This window comes from Devosia aquimaris (assembly GCF_020169335.1).
Classification (GTDB): Bacteria; Pseudomonadota; Alphaproteobacteria; order Rhizobiales; family Devosiaceae; genus Devosia; species Devosia aquimaris.
The window spans coordinates 1,187,694-1,211,403 of sequence record NZ_JAIEZN010000001.1 but is presented as its reverse complement, the minus strand read 5'-3'; the positions used below and the strand labels follow the sequence as shown (position 1 = coordinate 1,211,403).

General features: G+C 64.4%; 25 protein-coding genes. 10 read left to right on the top strand and 15 right to left on the bottom strand.

Going from position 1 to position 23,710, the window contains the following annotated elements; translation table 11 throughout:
- Window positions 1–13: 13 nt before the first annotated feature.
- Entirely contained in the window at window positions 14–355 is a 342-nt protein-coding gene (locus tag K1177_RS18555; RefSeq protein ID WP_224702371.1) for an HNH endonuclease, read from the top strand.
- Between the two features lie 114 nt (window positions 356–469).
- Here the strand turns inward: K1177_RS18555 and K1177_RS05840 are convergent, their stop codons facing one another.
- The 5 genes from K1177_RS05840 to K1177_RS05820 all read right to left on the bottom strand — a co-directional run bounded on the left by K1177_RS05840 (window position 470) and on the right by K1177_RS05820 (window position 4,394).
- A complete protein-coding gene (locus K1177_RS05840; protein WP_224702370.1) occupies window positions 470–844 on the bottom strand; it encodes a GFA family protein in 375 nt (124 codons plus the stop codon).
- 73 nt (window positions 845–917) lie between these two features.
- Window positions 918–2,096, bottom strand: coding sequence for an OpgC domain-containing protein (opgC, locus tag K1177_RS05835; RefSeq protein ID WP_224702369.1), 1,179 nt, complete (start codon window positions 2,094–2,096; stop codon window positions 918–920).
- Between the two features lie 354 nt (window positions 2,097–2,450).
- The gene (locus tag K1177_RS05830) at window positions 2,451–2,978 is read right to left on the bottom strand and encodes a hypothetical protein (protein ID WP_224702368.1); all 528 of its coding nucleotides are present in this window, start codon (window positions 2,976–2,978) and stop codon (window positions 2,451–2,453) included.
- 46 nt (window positions 2,979–3,024) lie between these two features.
- Window positions 3,025–3,786, bottom strand: a complete 762-nt coding sequence (locus tag K1177_RS05825; protein WP_224702367.1) for a hypothetical protein — start codon at window positions 3,784–3,786, stop codon at window positions 3,025–3,027.
- A gap of 290 nt (window positions 3,787–4,076) precedes the next feature.
- Entirely contained in the window at window positions 4,077–4,394 is a 318-nt protein-coding gene (locus K1177_RS05820; RefSeq protein ID WP_224702366.1) for an SH3 domain-containing protein, read from the bottom strand.
- Between the two features lie 150 nt (window positions 4,395–4,544).
- On the opposite strand from K1177_RS05820, the gene K1177_RS05815 reads away from it, so the two are divergent.
- Both K1177_RS05815 and K1177_RS05810 read left to right on the top strand, forming a co-directional pair.
- Complete coding sequence (locus tag K1177_RS05815; protein ID WP_224702365.1) at window positions 4,545–5,246, top strand: Crp/Fnr family transcriptional regulator; 702 nt, start codon at window positions 4,545–4,547, stop codon at window positions 5,244–5,246.
- Window positions 5,247–5,266: 20 nt separating this feature from the next.
- The gene (locus K1177_RS05810; RefSeq protein WP_224702364.1) at window positions 5,267–7,111 is read left to right on the top strand and encodes an adenylate/guanylate cyclase domain-containing protein; all 1,845 of its coding nucleotides are present in this window, start codon (window positions 5,267–5,269) and stop codon (window positions 7,109–7,111) included.
- On the opposite strand, the gene K1177_RS05805 is transcribed toward K1177_RS05810, so the two are convergent.
- The gene (locus K1177_RS05805; protein WP_224702363.1) at window positions 7,108–7,761 is read right to left on the bottom strand and encodes a FecR family protein; all 654 of its coding nucleotides are present in this window, start codon (window positions 7,759–7,761) and stop codon (window positions 7,108–7,110) included. The genes K1177_RS05810 and K1177_RS05805 overlap by 4 nt on opposite strands.
- A gap of 134 nt (window positions 7,762–7,895) precedes the next feature.
- Here K1177_RS05805 and K1177_RS05800 point away from each other — a divergent pair, with 134 nt between their 5' ends.
- From K1177_RS05800 to K1177_RS05790, 3 genes are all read left to right on the top strand, one after another.
- Window positions 7,896–8,183 (top strand): SH3 domain-containing protein, encoded by a 288-nt coding sequence (locus tag K1177_RS05800; protein ID WP_224702362.1) that lies wholly within the window; start codon window positions 7,896–7,898, stop codon window positions 8,181–8,183.
- Window positions 8,184–8,369: 186 nt separating this feature from the next.
- Window positions 8,370–8,660 carry a DUF4431 domain-containing protein gene (locus tag K1177_RS18500; protein ID WP_224702361.1) on the top strand — a complete coding sequence of 97 codons (291 nt, stop codon included), beginning with the start codon at window positions 8,370–8,372 and terminating at the stop codon, window positions 8,658–8,660.
- Between the two features lie 46 nt (window positions 8,661–8,706).
- On the top strand, window positions 8,707–9,702 hold the full coding sequence (locus K1177_RS05790; protein WP_224702360.1) for a tetratricopeptide repeat protein: 996 nt from the start codon (window positions 8,707–8,709) through the stop codon (window positions 9,700–9,702).
- A gap of 90 nt (window positions 9,703–9,792) precedes the next feature.
- On the opposite strand, the gene K1177_RS18495 is transcribed toward K1177_RS05790, so the two are convergent.
- From K1177_RS18495 to K1177_RS05755, 7 genes are all read right to left on the bottom strand, one after another.
- Entirely contained in the window at window positions 9,793–10,701 is a 909-nt protein-coding gene (locus tag K1177_RS18495) for a tetratricopeptide repeat protein (RefSeq protein WP_224702359.1), read from the bottom strand.
- Window positions 10,702–10,731: 30 nt separating this feature from the next.
- Window positions 10,732–10,956: a hypothetical protein gene (locus K1177_RS05780; RefSeq protein ID WP_224702358.1), complete on the bottom strand. Its 225-nt coding sequence runs from the start codon at window positions 10,954–10,956 to the stop codon at window positions 10,732–10,734.
- 113 nt (window positions 10,957–11,069) lie between these two features.
- Entirely contained in the window at window positions 11,070–12,155 is a 1,086-nt protein-coding gene (locus K1177_RS05775) for a helix-turn-helix transcriptional regulator (RefSeq protein WP_224702357.1), read from the bottom strand.
- A 335-nt stretch (window positions 12,156–12,490) separates the two neighbouring features.
- Complete coding sequence (locus tag K1177_RS05770) at window positions 12,491–12,742, bottom strand: hypothetical protein (RefSeq protein ID WP_224702356.1); 252 nt, start codon at window positions 12,740–12,742, stop codon at window positions 12,491–12,493.
- Between the two features lie 200 nt (window positions 12,743–12,942).
- Entirely contained in the window at window positions 12,943–14,595 is a 1,653-nt protein-coding gene (locus tag K1177_RS05765; RefSeq protein WP_224702355.1) for a GMC oxidoreductase, read from the bottom strand.
- Between the two features lie 48 nt (window positions 14,596–14,643).
- On the bottom strand, window positions 14,644–16,035 hold the full coding sequence (gene guaD / locus K1177_RS05760) for a guanine deaminase (RefSeq protein ID WP_224702354.1): 1,392 nt from the start codon (window positions 16,033–16,035) through the stop codon (window positions 14,644–14,646).
- A complete protein-coding gene (locus tag K1177_RS05755; RefSeq protein WP_224702353.1) occupies window positions 16,032–17,084 on the bottom strand; it encodes a LacI family DNA-binding transcriptional regulator in 1,053 nt (350 codons plus the stop codon). Before K1177_RS05755 ends, guaD begins: the two co-directional genes overlap by 4 nt.
- A gap of 205 nt (window positions 17,085–17,289) precedes the next feature.
- Between K1177_RS05755 and K1177_RS05750 the strand changes: the two genes are divergently transcribed.
- The 4 genes from K1177_RS05750 to K1177_RS05735 all read left to right on the top strand — a co-directional run bounded on the left by K1177_RS05750 (window position 17,290) and on the right by K1177_RS05735 (window position 21,297).
- Entirely contained in the window at window positions 17,290–18,540 is a 1,251-nt protein-coding gene (locus K1177_RS05750) for an extracellular solute-binding protein (protein ID WP_224702352.1), read from the top strand.
- 68 nt (window positions 18,541–18,608) lie between these two features.
- Entirely contained in the window at window positions 18,609–19,508 is a 900-nt protein-coding gene (locus K1177_RS05745; protein WP_224702351.1) for a carbohydrate ABC transporter permease, read from the top strand.
- Window positions 19,508–20,338 (top strand): carbohydrate ABC transporter permease, encoded by an 831-nt coding sequence (locus K1177_RS05740; protein ID WP_224702350.1) that lies wholly within the window; start codon window positions 19,508–19,510, stop codon window positions 20,336–20,338. Before K1177_RS05745 ends, K1177_RS05740 begins: the two co-directional genes overlap by 1 nt.
- 38 nt (window positions 20,339–20,376) lie before the next feature.
- Window positions 20,377–21,297 carry a sugar phosphate isomerase/epimerase family protein gene (locus K1177_RS05735; RefSeq protein WP_224702349.1) on the top strand — a complete coding sequence of 307 codons (921 nt, stop codon included), beginning with the start codon at window positions 20,377–20,379 and terminating at the stop codon, window positions 21,295–21,297.
- Between the two features lie 107 nt (window positions 21,298–21,404).
- Here K1177_RS05735 and K1177_RS05730 read toward each other — a convergent pair whose 3' ends face one another.
- Together K1177_RS05730 and K1177_RS05725 are read right to left on the bottom strand one after the other, a co-directional pair.
- A complete protein-coding gene (locus tag K1177_RS05730; RefSeq protein ID WP_224702348.1) occupies window positions 21,405–22,517 on the bottom strand; it encodes a PLP-dependent cysteine synthase family protein in 1,113 nt (370 codons plus the stop codon).
- 228 nt (window positions 22,518–22,745) lie between these two features.
- Entirely contained in the window at window positions 22,746–23,705 is a 960-nt protein-coding gene (locus K1177_RS05725; RefSeq protein WP_224702347.1) for an ABC transporter permease, read from the bottom strand.
- Window positions 23,706–23,710 lie beyond the last annotated feature (5 nt).

The following is a 23,710-nucleotide window of genomic DNA, read 5'->3' as shown; positions in this document are numbered from 1 at the left end:
CCCAAGGTTGCCCATGTCGAACGTCAAGAAATTCCGGGACGAGGCTTTTCACCGCCAGGGCGGGCTGTGCTGGTATTGTGGGCGACCCATGGCCGCTGCGAGTGACAAGCGGTCAAGCAGGCGCACCGCTGAGCACCTGCTGGCGCAATGTGATGGTGGCGAGGATGTAGCGGAGAACATCGTCGCCGCCTGCTGGCTCTGCAATACGCGGCGGCACACGTCAAAGACCCCGCTGTCGCCCCAAGCCTTCCAGGACTACGTCCGGCAGCGGCTCGCCAGGGGGAACTGGTTCAATCCCAAGGGTGGTCAACCCGCTGAGGCTCCCACCTCCTCCGCATGTCACCCTCGGGCTTGACCCGAGGGCTCTACATTGGCGGCGCGTCCAGCAAGTGCAACGCCCTCGGGTCAAGCCCCAGGGTGACGGTCGGTGAAAAGGCGATGGTCTGTCGGGTGGGCAAGCGGCCCGCCCCTACCCCTCCCGATCCCCCACATAACCCGTCATCCCCGCAAAATCCGGCAGCCAGCGCTCTCGCCGCGCCGTCCAGCACTCATAAGTCGGGGTGAACTGGTTGGGCGCGTCCAGCGTGCCGAGGTGGACTTCGACCTCCTCGCCCGAGCGGGCAAAGACCGGGGAACCGCATTGGGGACAGAAATGGCGACCGTGATAGGCGCTTGTGTCGCCGGTGATGGCCACCCTGTCCTGCGGAAAGATGGCGGCGGCGTAGAACAGCGCCCCATGCGCCTTGCGGCAGTCGAGGCAATGGCAGATGCCCACGCGGTCGGGCTCGCCCAGTGCCACGAGGCGCACCGCGCCACAGCGGCAGCCGCCGGTTACCTGATCCATGGGTCTTGCTCCTCCGCTGGGTGCGCCGCAGGAAACCATGCGGGCGCGGCGGCGACAAGCGATGGCCGGCCCGCTAGGCCGTCGCAGCCGCCTGCTGGCGCCTGGCCTTGCGGTGGCGGCCATAGGCGACGGGAATGGCGAGGGTTGCCAGGCCGGCGAGCAGGATCAGATTGGCGCCCAGGGGCTCGATGCCGTCCGTATCGACCAGCAGGTAGAAGGCATAGATGCCGACCAGGTGAAAGGTGAAGATCGAGAGCGCATGCTGGCCCAGCAGGACCAGGGGGCGAGCGCGCAGCAGACGGCCCAGCCCCGCACTCGCCATGCGCATCGAGCCATAGTGCGATGTCGGGCCGGCCACCAGAAGCCAGGCGATGACGAAGGCGGTCGCCATGACATTGAGCAGCGACACCAGGCCCAGGCTGCGCTTGCTGATCAGCCAGGCATAGGTCGACCGGTGGTCGGTGACCAGCTCGAACAGATAGAGCGTCAGCAGCAGCATGGACGCCGCGATGAACAGGATGGTGGCCAGCACCAGGGGCGGCAATCTCGGCGATGTCAGCGCCGACAGGTCCAACTCGCCGCGCACGAAGGCGGTGCCCAGCATCAGCCCGACAAAATAGAGCGCCGACCAGGACAGGCGATTGAAGTAGAGGCCGAGTTCAATGGCATGCTGCTCTAGGCCAAGCGCGGTTTCCAGCCCGTCCCAGGAGGCTTCGAGAAACCCGGTCTGTCCGACACCCCAGGTCGCGGCAACCAGGGCAATGACCAGCCAGCGCCTGCCGCTGGCCATGGCCGCAAAGGCGGCGGGCGTGAGCAGCAGGAACAGGACATACATGGGCAAAATGTCCATGCACCAGCCGGCCGCAAGCGAGACGACGGACAGGCCGCCGAACAGGACCGGCGCCGTGCCATAGGCCGCGGTGATCCAGCTCGACCGGCCCAGAGCCATGGCTGCCATGGCAGCCAGGGTGACCAGGACCACCAGAAAGACGTGATGGGTGAAGACGCGCAGCGTGCGGCTGCCCAGGGCCTTCTTGCGCGCCGCCTTGGCCGGATCGAACCAGCCATTGGCATAGGCGATCGCCACGCTCAGGCCGGAGAGAAACACAAAGCCGCTGGCAGCGTCATTGATGAGAGTGGCCTTGAACACCAGGCCCTGCGTGACACCGAGCGACAGATTGGTGCCCAGATGACTCAGGACCATGCTGATCAGCATCACGCCGCGCAGCCCGTCGAGATAAATATAGCGCACAATAAATCCGTATAGTCATAAAAGGACTGCTGAAGAATCGATGGCGCGGAATTAATTCCACGGCTGAGGCAATGTGGCAGAATGAAAATATTGGAACATGCTGTTCCACTGCTAGTGCGACGACAGTTTCACTGTCGAATTAACAAGATGCTACTTTGAGGGCAGACTTTCGCGATCGGCTTTACCATAGGCGGACGACGCCACATTGGGATGGGCAAGGCAGCAGTGGCCGCGGCAAGCGCCGCTGCCCGCACGTCGGGACTATCCGTCGTCTATCGGCCCGAAAAGCCAGGGGCTGCACCTGCCCCATCGTCCCGTAGGGATGGCCGGGGCCCTGCCCCAGCCGCCGCCGGGCTAATATTGTGCGGGGATGCACTGGCGCGGTGGCAGGGCGTGGAGCAGGAACTGCTTGTCGTCGACCCCCGACTGCAGCGCAAAACCCTCGTCGAGGATGGCCTCGGCGCAGCCATTGGTCATGGCGATGTTACCGATGGTCTCAAGATCGACCAGGACATTGCCGCCCGAGCGGGTGCTGACCAGCACGCCGCCGCCGTCGCATTCGACGCCGCACCACATCTTGTCGCCCTCGGCACTGCACGGGCCTATGGCCGTGCCATGGGTGCCGTCGCGCAGGTCTGCTTCCAGGCGGAACACATATTGGGCCGGGTTGATCGCCGTTTCATCCCAATAGCTGACGGCCAGGCTCATGGCAGTGACCTGCTGGTGCGGATGGGCGGCCAGATGGGCGGCATCATATTGGCGGGACCAGCAGGCCGAGGCGCCGTCGCTGGCGGCGACAAAGGCGTCCAGTTCGCCGGCCAGGACGCTGAGGCTGGACAGGGCAAGGGCAGTGCCCAGGACGATGGAGCGGGTGAACATCATTTCGGTCTCCTGTTGAGCAAGGGGCAAGATGGGCGTTGGGGTGAGCCTATATCGCGCTCACCGACACCAGATAGGCCGCGCGGACGCGGGCGCCGACGCCGGTCTGTTCGGTGTTCATCGATTGCAGCAGGCCAAGCAGTGTCGGACACAGTTCGGGCGATGTGGCATCGAGGGTGGAGACCGCCTCGAAACCGGCCTGGGTGGCGCCGCCGGCGACGGCCATGTCGGTGATGCGCTTCCAATCGTCCTGGCTGGCGTCGTCGCGGGAGACCGGGGCATCGTGCCCGGCCTTGGCCGCGGCCAGCAGCAGCACGGACTGGGCCATGACCAGATCCTGGTATTTCGCTGCGGCAGGCGTGCCGTCAAACACGGCTGGGCCGTTGATGGCAAAATTGCTGCAGGCAATCGGGCCCTCGCCCTCGAAAACCGCCTTTTGCAGATCGATGGTCGTGGTCATCAGGGCGCCCAGCAGTTCGTCGGGCGCGGTGGCGAGGCTGGCGCCATAGGTCTGGCGCAGGCCACCGAGCAGGTCCATCACGACGCCGTCGAGCGTTGCACCTCCGGCCACGGCCGCCTGGGCCTGTGGCACGAAGGCGGCAAATTCGGTGGGGAAATTGCCCTTGAGGAAGGCGAACAGTTCGGGCGCCACGTCCATCAACTGCGCTTCGGTGAGGCTGGGGCCGGCAGCAGGCGGCGCTGCCACGGCGGTCTGCGCCTGGGCAGGCGCGGCCAGGGAGACCGACAGGGCCAAGGTCGATGCGGCCAGCATCAGCATGGCCAGGGCGCGGGTGGGTGTGAAGCCAGACATGGGAAAATCCTCAAGCGAAGCGCCAGACGCCGGTTGCGTCGGCTGATGCAGGCAGATTGCCAGCCGGCGGAGTGGTCCGCTGTTCCGCTGGAAACACCGCTCCGGCCGGGCGGGCACAGGTCGGCGCAGAGCAACGGACCGGGGCCATGCTAGCGCCCACCCGATTGGCCGGCGTCGAACATCTGTCTGATGGCAAGGGCGCCGACAGGCGGCATGGTTGGCATGGCAAAGCCACCCCGCCAGAGACTGGCGGGGTGACATTTGACGAATGGCTGGTGGACGTCGGGCGATCAGTAGCCGCCGCTGGCGGGCTTGGAATAGCTGCCGGAGTGCTTGGTGTAGCCGCCACCGCTGCAATAGCCGGCGCTGTCGGTGATGTAGCGCTGGGCAACCCAGCCCCAGCGACCGTTCCACTGTACGCGGTACCAGCCGTTCTGCACGTAGTCGAGCTGGACGCTGGCGCAGCGGGCAATGCTGCCGATCTTGGCGTAGTAGGCGCCCGGACCGTCGCGGAAATTGACCGCACCAGTGGTCCAGCCGGTGGCGGCCATGCTGGAGGCGGTGGTGGCGACGAGAACGGCGGCGGTGAGCAGGATGCGTTTGAACATGATGGTCTTCCCGATTTGCTGTGCGGATCACCCTGTGCGATCCGATGGGTCCACAATGCCGGGTTGCTGGTGGGGTCGCAGTTCCCTGCGGAACAGGCCCGCAAGCATGCGCCGATTGCGCGTCACTCCAGGCCGGCGCCAGGGACACCGATGAAGCCCAATCCTTCTGGCCAGGCCTTCTGGCGCTCGTTCGCCATGTTCGACGGCTTTGATCCGGCTGCCATAGCCCTGCTCGACGCCATGGCGATCCCACGCAGCTGGTCGGTCGGCGAAGTCATTTTCCAGCGGGGCGACGATGGCGACTATATGGTCGTGGTCACCCAGGGCCGCATCAAGCTGTCGCTGCTCACCGCGTCCGGGCGCGAACTGGTGCTCCGCTATGCCGAACCCGGCGACACGCTGGGCGAACTGGCGTTGATGGATGGCGCCACCCGATCAGCGGATGCCACCGCAAGCGCGCCAACCGAGGGCCTCGTGCTGCTGGCGCGGGATTTCGAGCGCCTCCAGGCCCAATGCCCGCAAACCGCGCGCCCGCTGATCACCTATCTCGTGCAGCGCCTGCGCGATACGACCGAGCAGCTGGAATCGATTGCCCTGTTCGAGATCGAGGCACGACTGGCGCGCTTCCTGCTGGTGACCTTGCGCCATGTTTTTGGCGACGACATTCCCGATGACCCGCAATTGCGGCTCGATCTTAGCCAGGGCGAGCTGGCCGGCGTGCTCGGCGCCAGCCGACCGAAGGTCAACCGCGCCATCCTCGCGCTTGAGGATATTGGCGCCATCGCCCGAGACGGGCCGGTCTTGCGGTGCGATGTCGACCAACTGGCCCTCATTGCCGACCCGGACGCCTGAGGATGGTGGATTGGCGAGGCATGCGCGCGGGACTCGGCGTGGCGGTCGCGCTCTCGGTTGCCGGTGGAGCTGTGATTGCCACCCTGCCCGAGGATCTGGCGCCCTGGCGGGAGCCGGCCTTCGACCGGCTGGTTTCCCTGATGCCGATGCCCGACGACAGCGCCATCATGGTTGTTGATATTGGTGCCGTTTCGGATACCGGTGCGCCGTGGCAGCGGGCCGATACGGCGCGGTTGCTGAACAACATAGCGGCGGCGCGGCCTGCTGTCGTCGCACTGGACATCGTGCTGGGCAGTGATTGCACCGTAACGGCCACCAACCAGTCTCTGGCCGATGCCCTGGCGCGGGTGCCGACAACACTGGGCTTTCTGCTGGCACCGCGCGAGAACGTGCCACCCAAGCCCGATCTGACCATTGCGGCCAGCGAGGGGCTCGCCCTGCCGCTGATCTGGCAGGCCACCGGCGCCGAACATGCCTGTCAGATCTTTGAGCAGGCCGCCATGGGCAGCGCTGTGACGGCTCTCGCGGGCGGGATGGATGCCATCATCCGCGACGTGCCGGCGCTGGTCGCGGTTGGTCAGAACGCCTATCTGGGGCTGGCGCTCGACGCGCTTCGGCTCTCCGCAGGTCGCCGCTCCGTGTTGCTGGGCGGTGACCCGGCCTGGATGCGCCTGAGCAGCGCGCCCCTCGAGATCGGACCTTCAGCGCATGTTCGGTTCCATCCCAGTGGGCCGGCACGATGGGCGGCCAGGACGCTCGATGCCCCCGCCTTGCTTGCCCTGCCTGCAGCAGCGCGGCCCCTGGAGGGCAAGATCGTCTTCATCGGCAGCAGCGATCCCGGCAGTGGCGCTCTCCGCGCGACGGCGGCCAGTCCGGTCCATCCTTCAGTCCAGATCCATGCCGATGTAGCAGCGACCCTGTTGGGTGGAACATTGCCGCTGCGCGCGGGCAATGCAGCGGCGCTGGAGGCAACCGGGGCGATGGTGGGCGCCTTGCTCGCCGGCGCCGTCGGAGCGGCCGTGGCGCCGGTATTGGCTGGGTTGCTGGTGCTGGCACTGGCGTTGGTCTGGGTAACGGCAAGCATTGGCGCCGCTGTGCAATTCGGCTTGCTGTTCGACCCCGTTGCGCCGGGTGCGCTGGTGCTGTTGGCGGGCATGATGGCCATGGTGACACAGGCGACGCAAACCCGCCGGGCGGAGACGGCGATGCGCCGGCGCATGGCGCAATTGCTGCCGGCGGATGTGGTCAGCCGGCTCGTCCGCCAGCCCGACCTGCTGCGGCTCGAGGGCGAAGAACGGCAGGTGACGGCGCTCTTCACCGACATCGAGGGATTCACACAGTCCCTGCAGGGCGTGGAGCCGCGCGCCTTCGTGGCGATCCTGGACGCCTATTTTGCGGGGATGACCCGCATCGTGCTGCAGCACGGCGGCATGATCGACAAGCTGGTGGGCGACGCCGTGCATGCGCTTTTCAACGCACCGGCCAATCTTGACCACCATGTCGACAAGGCCATCGCCTGCGCGATCGAGATGCATGCCTTCGGAGAGGCGTTCCGGCAGCAACCGGATATGCAGGCGTTACGCTTTGGGCGAACGCGGATCGGCATCGAAACCGGCATGGTCATCCTGGGTGACGTCGGCGCCGCCGACAAGATTGACTACACGGCGCATGGGGCGGCGATCAACATGGCGGCCCGGCTGGAGGAGGCCAACAAGAGGCTCGGCAGCAGCATCTGCATCGGGCCCACGGCCGGCGCGGCAGCCAATGTCCCGTTGGATAGCCTGGGCATAATCGAGCTGCGCAGCTTTGGCCCGGTTGCCGTGTTCACCCCGGCCGGCATGACAGCAGGCGGACAAAGGACCTAGCGCGCAACCTTCACGCTGGCGAAGGCGGCGGCAATGCGAGCATCGCCCCACTTGACGACTTCGCCCGGCGGGTCGCCCGGGGCCGCAAACTCCACACCCTCTCCGTCCGACACTATGCGTTCAACGCCGGCCGCGGTGACGGACACCGAGCCATGGTCGACGAACACGGAGAACTTGCCCTTGCTCGGGCCGGCAAAGAAGCGTGTGCCGCGCACGCCAATCCGGCCAAAAGCGGTCAGGATTGAAATGTTGGTGGGCGGCAATTCTGTCGGGCGATCAAACAGCATCGCCCCGCCCACGGAGATGACACCACCCTGCTCGACGATGAACTGATCGATCGTCAGGTCGCTGCTCGCGCCGAGATTGATCTGCGTCCGATCATCAAGCAGCAGCAGGGCAAAGCCATCCTCTCGTGTCATCACGCGATCATCGATCAGCAACGGGTCCTGCGGAGAAATGCCAAGGGTTGTGCGCGCCCGCTCGAGAGCCACGGAGCCCTCAAGCGAGACAACCTTGCCCACAGCAACATTGGCAAAGGCCGGACGGACAAGGGCACCGGCGCCCATCAGAGCCAGTGCAGCCACGACCTGGCGACGCGATGGCCGCCAGCCGCAGTCTGGACCAAAGGGCGGGCGTTGTTGAACACTCATGGTAGCCGTCTCCGATATCTGCGTTGACGCAGATATCGTTGGCGCCCGGGGCCCGATACGTCATCGAACTTGTGTTCGATGGCGGTCGCTGCAGCGTCGCTATAGTCGCCTCATCACACTGGAGGGACTGCACAATGATCAAGAAAGCAACAATTGCCCTGGCGCTTCTTGCGGCCATGAGCTCGGCTTCGATGGCTGCGAGCACGGGCTGGACGACCGGGTCGGTGAACTTCCGGGACGGTCCGGGCACCTATTACACCAAGCTGGGCAGCATCGCGCGCTGCGTCCAGGTCACCATTACGGAATCTCGCGATGGCTGGTACCGCGTGCAGTGGAACGGCACCTGGGGCTGGGTCGCCGCCCGCTATGTTTCCGCCGACGCCGGCTATTGCTCGGGCGGAACCACCAAGAAGGGTTACTGACCCTGATGCGGCGGTGTCCGGCCTGTTCGGGCACCGCCTTCTGCCTGACTTCACCCTGACTATTGCGCTGAGGCCTGCCCGATGTGCTCCCGCCTAGCCCCAATTTGCCTCGCCCTGGCGGCACTGGTTGGCCCAACGCTGCCGACTTTCGCCGATGAGGCTGCCTGCGCCGGATGGTCACTCCCCGTGGCACTTAAGGGCTTTCTGGTGGAGGGGGTGTTTCCCGGGCCGCCCGAATTTGCCAGCGTGGCCAAAGGCGATGCCGCCTATACCGCCCAGTTTCTCTATTTGTCGCAACCGATCTGTGTGGTGGCCGACCCGGTGATGGGCACCCCTGCCCTCACTGATGTCGACATGGTGCAGCTGGCCTGCGCCGACACCCCCCTTGTGCCCGGTCAGGAGGTTTCCGTGACCGGAACGCTGTTCGCGCCACATAGCGGCTATCACCGCGCCCAGGTTCTTTTGGCCTGCGAGTGACCCCGCACAAAAACCCATTCCTTCCCATCAGCCAAGGTTATTCGCCATGCTCTCCAGACTTGCATGTGGCTCAGCCGCCCTCCTGCTCGCCGCTACCATCCATGCTGCGCCTGTTCTGGCCGACGATCCGGTGGCGGTCTGCGACGCGTTGGCCTCGAGCCCACTCGATACTGCCCGGCCCGCCGATGTGGTCGGGGTCGCTTTCGAAGAGATTGATATCGCCGCGGCGGAACCGGCATGCCGCGCGGCGTGGGAGGCAACTGCGGATCCGCGGATTGGATACCAGCTGGCCCGTGTGCTGTTTCAGGACCAGAAGCTCGAAGAAGCCAATGCGCTGTTCGGCGAGGCCGCGGCCGCTGGGCATGTCGAAGCCAAGGTCGGCATGGCGCAGACGCTGCTGGAACTGGCACGCGCCCACGCGGCGGCCCTGCTCAAGGAGGCGGCTGACGCCGGCAGCCTCAACGCCATGTACAACCTTGCCCTGGATTATGCCGAAGGCGATGGGGTGCCGCAGGATACCGGCATGGCCATTGCCTTGTATGAGCAGGCCTCGGCGCGGGGCGATGCGTGGTCCAGCTACAACCTTGGCGTGCTCTATGACGAGGGCAGCCTGGTGTTGCGCGATGCCGCCAAGGCAAAGCAGTATTATGAGCAGGCCATCGCCAAGGACCACTATTGGGCGATGATCAACCTTGGATATTTGCTGCTCGAAGGCGAGGTTGACGCTGAAGTGCGTGATCGGGCTGTTGCGCTGTTCCGGCGCGCCACGACCGAGGACGGCGACATAAATGCCGGTCTCCAGCTCGGCATCTTGTTGCAGGATGGCAATTCGGCAGAACAGGATGAAAGCGAGCAGTTGGTGATCGCCGCGCTGAAGGCGCGCGACACGGAGCTCGGCAGCTTCCTGCAACAGCCCGAGAGCGGCCTGTCGCCGCGCAACCTTGCGGCGATCAAGGCTGAGATTGGCATACCGGCTGCTGCTGGTACGATGGGCGAAGCGGATATCGCACAGTTGCGGCGCTACTACGCGCAAACCCCTTGAGGCCTGCGCTTCGGCGCCCGCAAAGGCGGGCGCCTGGTCATTCGCGCCGATGACGGAGGTTACCGTGCAGCTTGCGCCAGCACCTTCGCCTCAGGAGGGCGCCATCTGGTCAAGCAACTGCACAGCTTCGCTACTGCCATCGGCCGCGGCCTGGGTCAGCAGTTCCCGTGCAGCGGCAGGGTTCCTGTCGACGCCTTTGCCCGTCAGGAGCAGCTTTGCCAGGGGCAACAGGGCGTCCTTGTTGCCCAGGTCAACTGCGGTGAAATAGTTGAAGACCGCAGTCTGCGGGTCAACGGGACCGGCAATGCCGACTTCGGCATAGTGACCCAGTTCGTAGAAAGCTTGGGCGTCCCCATAATGCGCGCCAAGGCGCATCAGCCGATAGGCCTCCATCTCGTCGCTGGGCACTCCGACACCGGCCAGATACATGCGGCCCAGAGTGGTTGCCGCTGGACCAAAACCCTCGTCGGCGGCCAGTTGCAGGAAGTCCACGGCCAGATCGGTGTCGACATTGACGCCGGTTCCATTGAGCAGGCTGATCGCCAGCGCATGGAACGCGGGCGCAAATCCGGCTTCCACCGCCGCCATCAGCAGCTCAGCACCACGACCGGTGTCGGCATCGACACCCTGGCCAGCGCTATAGAGCACTCCGGCGAGATAGAGGCCGAGGGGGACGTCGTTCTCTGCGGCGCGATCGGCGAAATAGAAGGCGTCGGCATATTGTCCGGCGGCGTAATAGGCCCGGGCCATCCAGGCGTTCATCCGGAAATCGTTGTCGCCGCTCCCCATCGCCGCCCAGCAGGCCTGCACTGTTGCATCGAGGTCCAGCATGGATAGCGGGCGACCAATGGTTTCGAAGCCGGGCTCGAAGCTGCTGGCGGCCTGCATGGCACATTCGGTTTCGAGGGCATTGAGAGCAGGCATCCCTTCGGAGGCAATGGCAGGCGCTGCAAGGCCAACAAGGCTCAGGCCCAGAACAAGAACACGGGTGCGGATCACTTTCGTCTCCTCTTTGTCGCGTGCGTGGCGTCAGGCCGTGGCAACACGGTCGAAGAGGTCGGGGCCGCGCAAGCGCGCATCGAGGTCAGCGTGGCCGCGGCTGACAACTCGGTCCTCGCAGGCCGCGTCGGCCTGACCGCAATGGGCAATGGCGCTGGTTGGTGCTGCGGCGGTATTGGTGGGCAGCGGGGTCTTGCCTGCGGCTGCAAAGACGGCGGATGCGACAAGGGCAATGGCAAAGGCGGTGCGGATCATCTTGGCTATCCATGGGTTGGCGTTGCGATGCCCCATGACTAGCGCGCTGGATCAGACAGCGATGTTCCCCGCGGCACAGGGATATCGGCGATGCCACTGACGACAGGAAATACCTAGACCTGTTCCATCACCAGGCGAATGACGTCGGCCTGGCGGCGCACGCCGGTCTTGTCAAAGATGCTGGTCAGCTGGGTCCTGACGGTCGCCAGCGAAACCCCCAGCCGGTCGGCGATGACGGCGCGGTCGCCACCACGGGCCAGCTCCTGGAGCACGGCAGTTTCGGCCGGCGTCAGTCGATAGCGCTGGCGCAGCTCCTGCGTCCGCTGCTGCAGTCGGGTTTCCTGGTTTGTTGCAATCACCATCACCCGATGCGGGTGCCCATTCTTGCTCCAGCCCTCGGCCGGAATAGGAATGGCCACAAGCTGCAGCGGCAGGCGGGACGCCCCGCGCTGCACCAGGACCGGCGCGCTCGCGGTGGCCGATTTGCCGGAGGCGGCGTGATAGATGGCGCGCTGGAGCTGGCGCGTATCGTTCGCCTCCAGGCACTGCAACATGCCCTGCACCAGCCTGATGCCGTCAGCCTGGGCCAGCAGGGCCTCGGCGACTTCGTTGGCCGGCATGCACAAGCCCGTTTCAGCAATCAGAAAGACGCCGCGGTCCGCCAAAGCGAGCGCGGAGAACGTGCCCAGGCTTTCCGAACGGCTCTCGTGCAGCAACTGGTTGATGCGGAATGCCCGGGTCAGATGTGGCGACAGGGCCTGCAGGAAGTCCACGGCGCCTTGTTCGAACGGCGTGTTGGCCGAAATCATCAAATTGGCAGTCCAGCCGCCGGTGGTCGCGATCGTGAGAGCGACGCCATGGCGAAGACCCTGCGGAACGCACCAGTCGTTGTAGAAGGCGGTCTTGTAGAAGGTGTCCTTGTCGACCAGGTCGGTGTCAAAGGCTGCACGTCCGGCTGGCAGTTTTCGCGCGCCCAGCTGCATGGGGTTGCTGGCGTGATAGTGCGACGTATAGAGCGCGACCATCGCCGGGTCCGTCCTTGGCGCCATGAAGACGGGCGCCTTGACCCCGCTCATGCCGCCAATGACAGCGTCAAAGCCACCGGTCGCGTCAGCCAGGCGCTCCATGGTCGACAGCCACCGCGATGGATCGGCACCGGCTTCATAGATGTCGTCGATCAGCGCAAGAACCTGGTCCATCGCACGCCCATGTATCGACACAAACAGCGTCGACCCAATCCAACCGCCGGAGTACGGCATGCCGCATGCGAACTGTCCAAGCGCACTTGCCATGGCCATGTTTCATGCCGCGGTGGGGAGTAGGCCATAAAATGGCAATGCATTCCAGTGGTTATCGGCGATGGAGAGCTTCGGAACGGGGCAGTTCCAGGGGGTGAGCGCACTCTGCAGATCCGGCGTCTGCGGGGCATGTGGGTGGCAGTGTTGCCACGGGCAAGACTGGGCTTGTCAATTCTGCCCGGCGGCTTGCGTGGCGCGGGAACGGGGAGGAACCGGTCTCCGCGCCACGGTGCCGGCTACTGGCGTTCGACAGGACGCAGGTCGCCGGCTGTGTAGAGCTTCATGGTCTGGTGCCCGTTCTCGTCCTCGACGTAGGCGCGGATCAGCCCACTCCATTCTTCAACACCGACCACCTTGACGCCCTGCGCCTGCAGACGCTGCGCAATCACGCTCTTGGCGGCGCTGTCGAGCTTGTCGGCAGCAAAGCCCTGGGTTGCAGCGGTGGCGAACAGCATGGCGGCGAGAGCCGCAGCAAAGTAGGTCTTCATTTCCATTCCTTGTTTCGACCGGGAGTGGTCGCGAAAAGGACAAGACACCGCCCCCCTGCAGGATCGGTCGACATCTGGTCCAGAAATGGTGGAGGCCAGCCGCATGGAATGTGCGGCTGGACCAGGGCGCGGGGGCTCTGTTGGGCACATGTCGCGCGCCAACCCAGCAAGAGGCGATGGAGCCGATGACGTGCGGGCGTCTAGTGCGCGGCCCGCAAGTCAGCAGCCAGGCGCCGGCAGGCCCGTACCGTCATGGCCATGATGGTCAGGGTCGTGCCTGAGACGCCGCTTCCGGCAAAGGCGCTGGCGTCGGTGACGAGAAGGTTGGGGAGGTCCCAGCTCTGGTTCCAGGCATTGAGCACGGACGAAGTCGCGTCGCTGCCCATGCGGGCGCCGCCCGCCTCGTGGATGGCGGCCCCCATCACCATGGTGCGCGGAAACATCTTTCGGAAGATGAACCGACTGAAGGGGTCAGCGTCGGGATAGGCGCCGCGCCCCTTCTCTTCCAGACCGAGCGGGGAGCCAACATAGTCGATCTTGCCGCCGGAGCTTTCGATCGTCTCGACGATGGCGTCGATCTGGTTGCGCAGCGTCTGCCGATCGCTGTCCCCGATCTTGCAGCGGATGTGGGGCACAGGCAGCCCCCAGGCGTCGCGGCGACTTTGGTCAAGGGTGATGCGATTGTCGGGGACGGCGTCCATGGCGCCGTAGCCGAAGAAGCTGAAGCGGGCGTCGGTATTTTCGGGTGTGCTGTAGCGCCCGATGCTGCCCTGGAACGCAAAGTCATTGGCTGCCGACTGGCCATCGGCGGCGATGAAGCGTGGCAGATAGATGCCACCGGATGGACCGTAGAAGCTATCGGCGGGGGCGCTATCGGCCGTCGTCCAGCCCTTGGACTTGGAATAGGTGCCGGCCACGACGCAAGGCAATTGGTCAACGAAGTAGCGTCCCAGCGTGCCCGAGCTATTGGCCAGTCCCTGGGGGTGCTGGGTCGACGCCGAGTTGAGCAGCAGCCTCACGCTTTCGATGGGCGATGCACACAGGATCACCGAACGGGCGCGGACGGTAGTCGTCTGGCGCGTGACGCGGTCGATGACCTCCACGCCTGTGGCCCGCTGCCCGGTTGCGTCAGTCAAGACCTTGCTGACGATGCTGTTGTAGCGGATGTCGAGACGCCCGGTTGCGAGGGCATCGCGCAACGGACGCAGCACGCGGGTCGGCTCTGGTCCGATATAGCGCCACGTCACCACCCGACGGTCGGGCCAGCGGCTCTCGACGTCGTTCTTGAAGATGCGTTCGGCCGGCGTCAGCTCGGCGCGGTGACCATAGATGCTGTCCGGAAGCGTGGGCACGCCGTCGTCTTCGCCATAGATGGCGAGGCTCCGTTCCACTTCTTCGTAATAGGGCACGAGATCGTCATAGCCGATGGGCCAGTCGACGCCGCGCCCGGTCCGGCTGTGGACCTTGAAATCGTCGTCGGTCCAGCGCAGCAGGACACGACCGAACACATGGGTTCGGCCACCGGCCTGGCGACTGCGGATCCAGACGAAAGGGGCATCGGCCGGTGTCGTGTAGGGCAATTGCCGGTCGTTGACAAAAAGGTGCCGCTGCCGGGCGTCAAAGAAGGCGGCGCGCGCCTGGATGCCCTGGCCGCCGATAAACGCCTTGGCGCGTTGCCAGAGGTTGATGTCGCTCTGGCGGCGCACGGATGAGGGGTCAAAATCGCCGGGGCCGATCTCAGGCCCAGCTTCAAGCTGCACGACCCGCAGGCCCTGCGCCGTCAGTTCCTGGGCCGCAAACATGCCGGATGCGCCTGACCCAACAATAAGGGCGTCGTAGAGAGTATCCGGCATAGTCGCTCCAAAAATCTGCTGGATGAAAAATATGTGCGCCGGCAGGCGCTAAAGCTGTTCAGCGCCGGTTGAACCGATGACCTGATGGCCGTCGACCCAGACGGACGCGACATTGGCCCGCGTGGCGCCGTGAATGATCTTCTCGAAAATGGCGACAGGCTCGACGGTGTCGAAGAGGCGAATACCCCCTGCCCGGACCGCCGTATCGATGGCGACAACGTCGAAGCGTTGTCCCGTTGCGAGCCGCCCGATGGGCAGATCAAGCACGTCGCCGCCGCCCGCGGTCGCCAGATGAAAGGCCGCAACCAGATCAACGGCGGAGTTTGGACGGCCACGCCGATCGGCGGGCAGGTCGGGATCAACCCCCTCCTCCAACATGCGCGATGACCGCACCGTGGTGAGGCAGGCGTCGAACATGGAGGATGACGGCCCGCCAGAAATATCGGTGCCCAGCCCCACTCGAACCTGCCGCTCGAGCGCCTTGCGCAGCGGAAACACGCTGTTGGCAAAATAGACATTGGAGAGAGCGCAATGCGCCACGCCGGACCCGCGCTGGGCAAGGCGATCCATGTCATCGCTGGTGAGGAAATTGGAGTGCGCCAGCACCGTGCGGCGGGTGAGCAGGCCAAAGCCGTCCAGAGCCTGGGCGTCGGTGACGCCGAATCGCGCCAAGGGATGGGCGTGGGCCCAGTCACTCTCCGAGCAGTGGGTCTGCACATGGCAGCCGAACTCTTCGGCCAGGGCCCCGAGCCCGGCTAGCGCAGCGTCGGAACAGGATGGCGTGAAGCGCGGCGTCACCACGGGCAGCACGCGGGCCTCGGCGTTGTCCGGATGGGCTCGAATGTGTTCGATCACGGCGCGGGTCCCAGACACGGCCGCTTGGGCATCGGCGTCGCGGTAGTTGTCCGGACAGGCTGCCGGATCATCCATGGCAACCTTGCCCACCAGCGCCCGCTGCCCCAGTTCCAGGCACAGATCGGCAAGGATCTTGCTGGCCTCGACATGTTGGGTGGCGAAGTACAGCGCCGTGGTGGTGCCGTTGGCCAAAAGGTCCTCCACGAGCACCCGATAGCGCGATTCCGCCAGTTGCTCGTCAGCGTACTGGGCTTCGAGGGGAAAGGTGTAGGTGTTCAGCCAGACTTCGAGCGGCGCGTCCAGCGCCAGCCCCAGTTGCGGATACTGCGGTGCATGGACGTGCAGATCGACAAAACCAGGGATGCAATAGGTGTGCTTGGGCAGGCGGACGACGCCTTCGCCAAGTGCCTGCTCCGTTTCCGCCCGTCCTGGTGCATCTGGGCCGAGAACACCCGAGATGCTGCCAGCGTTATCGATGGTGATCAGCGTGTCGAAGAGCACCTCTAGCCTGTCGATGGCGGGAGCATGGAAGAAGTTCCCGACGATGGCTTTGCCGCGGAGTGTTGGGTGGACGGCTTGGTTCATGATGCGATTTCTCGGACACTCTGGCGCAGGACCAGCTGGCATGGGACTTCGATGCGCTCTGCGGGGGCAACTGTCTCGCCTTCGACCATGCGGATGATCAGGTCGGCGGCATGCAGGCCAAGTTCGGTTGTTGACTGCTGGATGGTGGAGAGGCTGGGCACCATGAAGGCGCCCACCGGGGCACCGTCGAAGCCGACCACAGACACGTCGCCGGGGACGTTCAGGCCCGCGTCGCTGACTGTCTTGATGAAGCCAATTGCCGTGTCGTCATTGGCGCAGACAATAGCGCTGGCGCGTTCGGCCGCCGGGGTGGCGAGAAACTGCTCGGCCGCTCGGACACCGCCGCCGAAGTTGAAGTCGCCGCGCATGACGGTGAGAAACGGATCGGCAACGCCAAGGGAAGCCAGCGTCTTGCGGACACCGGAGACGCGCTGCCGCTCGTGATAATTGTCCACGCGACCACCGACATAAATGAAGCGCCGGTGCCCCATGTCGAACAGCGCCTGCACCGCCTGGGCAATGGCGGCAAAATCATTGCTGACCACGCTGGGAATGCCATCCCCGCTCTGGTCGAAGTGTAGCGAAACCACTGGCAGACCGGCGTCGGCGACGGTCAGCCCCCCTGCCCGCGGCGGCAGCGTCGCCATCAGGATGATGCCGCAAATGGTGCCGCCAAAGGCCGTGGTGATGATGTGCTCGTCTGTCGAAGCGTCGCGCGACACGTTGGCGATGAGCAGGTGGTAGCCGCGCTCGGTCAACGTCTTGGCAACGGACTCGAGGCCCTCAAGAACGGTCTGCGAGGCGCCGATATAGAGGCTTTCGGGCAATACGATCATTACCGTGCGAGTTTGCCCCACCCGCAGGCTGCGTGCGGTCTGATTGACCGTATAGCCCAGCTTGCGGGCCGCGGCCTCGACCTTTAGCCGAGTGGGTTCGGCAATCCGGCCTGGCTTGGTCAGGGCACGACTCACCGTCGAGGTGGCCACGCCCGCCTCCCTGGCCACATCTGCGATGGATGGCCCAACGGGCCTGTCATCTTGCTTCGCCATTTCGCCTGTTTCCTCCCGCCGGCGTTTGGTCGACGGAGTAGCCTAATTTGAAGGCACGAACCACTCTTGCGTACCAAATCAGCATATGCCATGAATTGCGCGTTGGCAATCGATTGCCAAACTCAGTTGGTCTAGCCGGTGCTGGAGGGAAGCCGCGCTCAGGCGGGCCAGAATGTCGTCATTCCCGGTCTTGTGGAGGACCCTTATGAAGCATCTAGCCATCGCAGCAGCTCTGCTCGCTGCCACCGCCGTCGCGACCCCGTTCGCCTCTGCACAAGACGCCATCGACGATAGCCCGGCCACCGGTTCGCTGCAGGTGTGGATTGGTGGCGCCGAGGGCGAGAAGCTCCCCGCCTTCCTTGCAGACTTCGAGGCGGCCAATCCGGACCTCACGGTCGAGGTGACCCAGATTCCGTCGGATCAGTTTGACACCAAGCTGCTCACCGCGATTGCGGCCGGAACGGTGCCGGATCTGGTGCGGCTGTATTCGCAGAGCCAGGCTGGCCTGATGGCGACAGGCGCATTCGCAGAGGTTCCGGCGGGCCTGGTCGATCCGGATGCGTTCTTCAGCAATACCTACAACACCAACGTCAAGAACGGCGTGGCCTATGGCGTGCCTTGGGACGCCTACGCCACCATTTTCCAGTATCGCAAGGATCTTGCGGAAAAGGCCGGCGTTTCGGTTCCAAAGACCTGGGACGAGCTCAAGACATTTGCTGCCGCGATGAAGGCGCAGGGCGTCGAGTGGCCGATTTCGCTCGACGTCGGATATGACATCTACAACGCACAGGGGCTGAACGAATTCGTGCATCAGAACGGTGGCAGCTTTATCGCCGCCGATGGCAGCGCCTGGACCATCAACTCGCCCGAGAATGTCGCGGCGCTGGAATACTGGGCCTCGTTGATCACGGAAGGCTACGCTTCCGCAGACGGGCCGAAGTTCCTCGATACCGTCCCCTGGTTCACGTCCGGCCAGATTGCCGCCAAGGACAATGGTCCCTGGCTCGAGCAGTGGCTCGTGGAGGCCAATGGCGCAGACTGGGTGAAGGATCATCTGGCGACCGCGCAGGTGCCCGCCGGTCCGGCTGGAAGCTTTTCGGCGCTGGGGTCGGGCAGCATTGCCGTGCTCAAGGACGCCAAGAACCCTGACGCAGCCTGGAAGCTGGCCCGCTACCTGACGACGCCGGAGACCCAGATCGCCTGGTACAAGGCGTTTGGCTCCCTGCCCGCGGTCAAGGCCGCCTGGGACGATCCCGCCATCGCGTCCAATCCGCTGCTGGACGCAGAGCGTGAGGCCCTGCAAACGGCCGTCGACATTCCGCAGGTGTCCACCTGGCCGCAGGTCGGGACCTATATGGGCCAGCAGATGGAACTGGTGGCCCGCGGCCAGGCCAGTGCCCAGGATGTGCTCGATGACGTCCAGAGCTTCGCCGAAGGCGTTGGCCTGGGTAACTGACCTCCCGAGCGGCTCCGGGGCTTGCCCCCGGAGCCTTTCCCAAACGCCCTAGAGCCTGGAGTCCAGCCGTGTTCCGCATCGCGCTTTGGAAGCAAGAGCCCAGCCCCTGGCGTGCGGCCACGGCCTGGTTGTTCGTTGCGCCGTTCATGACGATCTTTGTGGTCTTCACCGCTGTGCCTGCGGTGCTGGCGCTGATCTACAGCTTCACAGACATCGGCGTTGCCGACATCCGACACCCGCTCGACGTCGATTTCGTATCGTTCCAGACCTTCGCGCGCGTGCTGACCAATCCGGGATTTCTCAAGTCGGTGTGGACCACGGCACTGTTTGTGCTGATCGGCGTGCCATTGACGATGATGATCGGGTTGGCGCTGGCCATCGGGCTCAACAGCGGCATCACCAAGCTGCGCGCAACCTATCGGGCCGCGTTCTACCTGCCGGTGATCACCAATATCGTGGCGGCCGCCGTCATCTGGCAATACGCCTTCACGCTGAGCGGACCGGTCAATTCCATGCTCGAGGCCATGGGCGCGACGGGCCCGAACTGGCTCGGCGATCCGCGGATGGCCATGCCGACGGTCATCATGCTCGCGGTCTGGCGCAATATCGGCACCTGCATGGTGCTGTTCCTGGCTGGCCTGCAGGCTATACCCAGCGATGTCTATGAGGCCGCCCGGATCGATGGCGCCTCCGCCTGGCGCCGTTTCAGCGCGATCACCTTGCCCCTGCTCAAGCCCGCAACCCTGTTGGTCACGGTGCTGATGACCGTGTCCTTCATGAATATCTTCGACGAGCCCTACCTCGTCACCAAGGGTGGCCCACTCAGTTCCACCAAGTCGGTGGCGTTGTGGGTCTATGAGCAGTTCGGCCAGGGCAATATCGCGCCCGCCATGGCCGGATCCTATGTCATGCTCGCCATTGTGGTGGTGCTCGGCGTTCTGCAACTGCGTCTGCTGAGGGCCCACTGATGACCAAGCCACACCCTGCTCTCACTGCCCTGCTCTATGGCCTGCTCACCATCGGTGCGGTGATCGCCCTGCTGCCCTTCGCCTGGGTGCTGTTCGGCGCGTTCAAGACGCAAGCCGAAATCATGTCAGCGCCCGGGGCCTGGCTGCCGCGCAGCTTTGCCAATCTGGACAATTTCGTCACCCTGTTCTCCGAGCGCCGGTTCGGCCGATACATGATCAACTCATTGATCGTGTCGGCGGCAACGGTGATCACCAATGTGCTGTTTGCCACCATGGCGGGCTATGCGCTGGCAAAGCTGGAGTTTCCCGGACAGAAGATGGTGTTCGGCTGTGTGCTCGCGGCGATGATGGTGCCCTATATCGCCCTGTTCGTTCCGCAGTTCTTCATCGTGGTCCAGATGGGGCTGGTCAACACACTGACCGCAGTGGTCCTGCCGATGGCGGTCATGCCCATTGGCGTGTTCATCATGCGCCAGTTCGCCAATTCGGTTCCGGACGAACTCCTGGAAGCCGCAAGGCTCGATGGCGCGGGCGAATTCGCTATCTTCTTCAAGATCTTCCTGCCCCTGGTTGGGCCGGCGATCGCCACGGTGGCGATCATCACGTTCCTGAACTCATGGAACTATTTCCTCTGGCCGCTGATCGTGGCGCAGAACCAGGACACCTATACGCTGCCCGTGGGATTGGCGGTGGCGTCCCAGGCGGCCAAATCCACCGACTATGGCCTGCTTCTCGCAGGCGCCATCGTGGTGCTGTTGCCGGTCCTGATCCTTTTCCTCTTTCTCCAGAAGTACTTCGTCCAGGGTATTGCGGGCACCGGCATCAAGTAGCCGCCGTTCCGCACCTTCGTTCCAGCTAGGGTATTCCAATGGCCAGAATTATCGCCACCGACATTATCACCTTCTACCACCCAGACTTCTGGGGCGTTGCGCACTTTGGTGAGGTGCTTGCCTGGGGGGCTGCCAATCCCCGCCCCTTCTGGGACAAGGTGCTCGCCACACTCAAAGGCACGGGCGTCACCGGACTGGAGCTGACGTTTGGGCCCGGCAGCATCGACAATGCCCTGGCGGCCTATGGCGATGTCGCCGGGTTCAAGGCGGCGCTCGATCATGCCGGCGTCAGCATTGTGAGCGCTTTCGTGGCCGACGGCCCGAAATGGGATCAGGGCGACAATCTGGCCGACATCGTCGCAGATGCCGAACGGCGCGCGACTGTCCTGTCCGAGCTGGGCGGCGGTCTGCTGGTCTGTGGATTGCCCATGCGGCAGACGTTTGGCGTTCAGCCCCCGGTCTTTATCGACGGGCCCTATATGCAGCGCATGGCCGATATTGCCCATGCTGTTGGCGAGGCGGTGAGCCGCATCGGCATCAAGCTGGCGATCCACACCGAATCCAACAGCGCCTTGTGGTACGAACGCGATGTCGATCTGTTCATGGGGTTGACCGACCCTGGCTATGTCTGGCTGTGCCCGGATTCCTGCCATATTGCCCTCGGCGGTGGCGATCCGGTTCGCGTTGCCCAGCGACACGCGCCCCGCATTGCTCTCGCGCATTGGAAGGACGCCCTCGCCCCCATCGAGGGGCATCTGGTAATCGACTCCACGATCTATGATCAGCAGCAACGCTACATGGCGGACTTCGGCAAGGGCATTGTCGATTGGGCAGCCTGGTCGGCGGCCATGAATCAGACGCCTGGTCGCGACATTGCCCTGATCGAACTCGACGTTGCAGCCGATCCGGTTGCCGCATTGCGAGATGGCGTGGCAGTGGTCGCCCGTCATCAGGATTGATCGGCCGCAGCGCCGATCTCGCCAGACTGCCGGGCCGATGAACCAGTCTCGCCCAACACCGCCGCAAACACCGGCGGTGTTGGCTTTCGAGTGCCTGATCGTCTGGCCTAGTTGCCCAACCTGGCGCGAAAGAGGCCTCCAGCGAGGAAGCTCTCCACCATGGCTTCATAGGGCCGGGTGTCGATGCCGCGGGCGGCCAGCCAGGCATCGTTGTAGTAGCTGTCTTCGTACCGCTCACCGCTATCGCAGATCAGCGTGACCAGGGCGCCGCATTCCCCGCGGTTGCGCATACCGTCGGCGGCCCAGCACATGCCGAAGAAATTTGTGCCGGTGGAGCCACCGACGCGTCGTCCCAGCCGGCGCGACAATACACGCATGGCGCCCAGCGAGGCCGCATCGGGCACCTTGATCATCTCGTCGACCACATCGGGAACAAAGGATTTTTCCACCTGTGGCCGCCCCACCCCCTCGATGCCGGACGGCGTGGCGCAGCGGGCCTGCATGTCCCCGTGCGTCCAGCCGTCGTAAAAGGCGGAGTGCTCGACATCGGGCACCAGAAGCTGCGTTTCGCAGCCGCGATAGCGGATGTATCGGCCGATGGTCGCCGACGTCCCGCCCGTGCCGGCGCCGACAATGATCCAGCTTGGTGTCGAAAAGGGTTCGTTCTCCATCTGGCGGAAGATGGACTCGGCGATATTGTTGTTGCCGCGCCAATCGGTGGCGCGCTCGGCATAGGTGAACTGGTCGAGATAGTGCCCACCACATTCGGCGGCCAGCCGTGCCGCCTCGGCATAGATTGTGCAGCCGTCCGCAACCAGGTGGCAGCGGCCACCCTGCTGTTCGATAGCCTCAATCTTGCGCGGACTGGTGCTGGCTGGAAGAACCGCGATGAAATTCAGACCGAGCAGGCGCGCATAATAGGCTTCGCTCACGGCCGTTGAGCCCGAGGACGCTTCGGTCAGCGTGACTCCTTCGGTAATCTTGCCGTTACAGATGCCGTAGAGAAACAGCGACCGTGCCAGGCGGTGCTTGAGGCTGCCGGTGGGATGGGCGGATTCGTCCTTGAAATAGAAGGCCAGATCGGGAAACGCGGCGACCGGCATGGCAATCAGATGGGTGTCCGCGGAGCGGCGTCCCTCGGCCTCCAGAATGGCGATGGCGCGGCGCGCCCAGGTACGATCCACACCACTCCGGCTGCACGGCACGACGTTGTCCAACATGACACATTCCACAGAATGACCGCACGGAAGCATCATGTGCTCCCATTTGATCATTCTGTAGCACATCATACTGTGAAATGGAATTTGCACGCAAACAGAGACGCCAACGAGCTCTCGTAACGCATTGCACGTGCCTGAACCCGGTGAAACCGTCCTTGCCACCAGGGTGTGCGGCAATCTCAGGCCTGCCACGGGGCCAAGTCACACGGCGCAGTTGGCCTGCCGTGGTCAGGCGGTCAATTGCTTGTCGCGACCGTAGACCAGCAGCATGCCGACAATGACTGTGCCGTAGATCACCTGCCGACCGGCCTCGGGCATCTGCATGATGGACAGAACAGAGTTGAGCAGGACAATCAGCGTCACCCCCACGACCGTGCCGACATATCGACCGCGTCCGCCCAGAATGCGCGTTCCGCCAATGACGACCGCGGCAATGGCGGGCAGCAGAAAGGCATTTCCCATGCCCTGATAGGCTTTGGTGGAATAGCCGGCCAGCAGGATGCCGGCAATGGCGGCGCAGACGCCGGAGATGACAAAGGCGCCAACGATGACCCAACGCGTACGAATGCCGGAGAGGTAAGCGGCGGCTTCCCGGTTGCCCGTGGCATAGATGGAGCGACCAAAGGCGGTGCGTCCGAGTATGGTGACGATGACCACCGACACAAACAGCCAGACAAAGATGGCGACGGGAATGCCCAGCAGCTTTTCGGCTGCAAGGAAGCGCATCAGCGGCGTCGCCTGATCCTGCGGGGCAAAGCCGCCGGTGTGCCATACCATCAGCCCCCGCATGACTGAATCCACGCCCAGGGTGAAGATCATCGAGGGGATGCGCAGATAGGCCACGCCCAGGCCGTTGATCAGCCCAACGGCCACGCCCACGGCAATACCGGTTGGAAGCGCCATATCGCCGCCCACAGCCGTGGCCATCATCGCTGCGGCGGTGAGTGTCCAGGGGACAGAAAGATCGATGTGGCCGAGCAGAATGACCATCATCATTCCGGCGGCCACAATGCCCAGGAACGCCCCGGTCTGCAGCTGTTGCAGCAGGTAGTTTGGCGAGAACAGCGGTGCCGTGCCCTGGGTTGCCAGTGTGTAGACCGTGCCGAGGATCAGGATCAGGACGATGAAGGCCGCCGAGATGACGACGGGCTTGTCGTCCGGACGAAGGCGCGAGAAGGCAGAGGTCATGTCGA